General features: G+C 45.0%; 1 protein-coding gene and 1 pseudogene. Both read left to right on the forward strand.

Annotated elements, in window-relative coordinates; genetic code table 11:
- Nucleotides 1-177, forward strand: a 177-nt coding sequence (locus Xvie_RS20450; protein ID WP_244175762.1) for an IS630 transposase-related protein, incomplete at its 5' end; no start/stop codon positions are given.
- Nucleotides 178-199: 22 nt separating this feature from the next.
- Nucleotides 200-694, forward strand: a pseudogene (locus Xvie_RS20455) (IS630 family transposase); the annotation flags it as partial.
- Nucleotides 695-704 lie beyond the last annotated feature (10 nt).

A 704-nucleotide genomic window follows, 5' to 3' on the forward strand; every position in this document is an offset into this window, starting at 1 on the left:
AATAAACCCGCCACGAAAATCCCTGATGAGGGACTCATTGCGGATGTCCAAAATTTTCCTGATGACTATCAATGGGAAAGAGCAAAACGTTTAGGTGTCTCACAATCGGCTATTCATTACGCCTTGAAACGGCTTCGGATCACCCAGAAAAAAAACGCTCCAACACCCTCGCGCTGATCCTCAAGTTCGTCAGGCATTTCTCGAGCGCATCAGCGATTATGAACAGACTGGCAGACCCATTGTTTATTTGGATGAAAGTGGTTTTGCTCAATCGATGCCACGTCAACATGGATATTCGGAAAAAGGGTTACGCTGTTTTGGTCCGCATGACTGGCACGCAAAAGGCCGTATCAACGTCATTGGCGCCATTCTCGAAAATACCTTCGTCACCTTAAGCTTATTTACCGAGAATATTAATGCCGATGTTTTTTATGCGTGGGTAACGCAAGATTTGCTGCCAAAGCTTCCACACGGAGCAGTGATAGTGATGGATAATGCGCCTTTCCATAAACGGAATGACACGACACAAGCGATAGCAGACAGCAAATGTCAACTGGAATGGCTTCCCGCTTATAGTCCGGATTTGAACCCGATAGAACACAAATGGGGCGGAGCAAAAGCGATAAGGAGGCAAAAAAGATGTTCAGTTGATGAGTTGTTTACGGAGCATATTGAATATGTCAGGTTATGTTGATTCTGCTATA

Source organism: Xenorhabdus vietnamensis (assembly GCF_002127535.1).
Taxonomy (GTDB): domain Bacteria; phylum Pseudomonadota; class Gammaproteobacteria; order Enterobacterales; family Enterobacteriaceae; genus Xenorhabdus; species Xenorhabdus vietnamensis.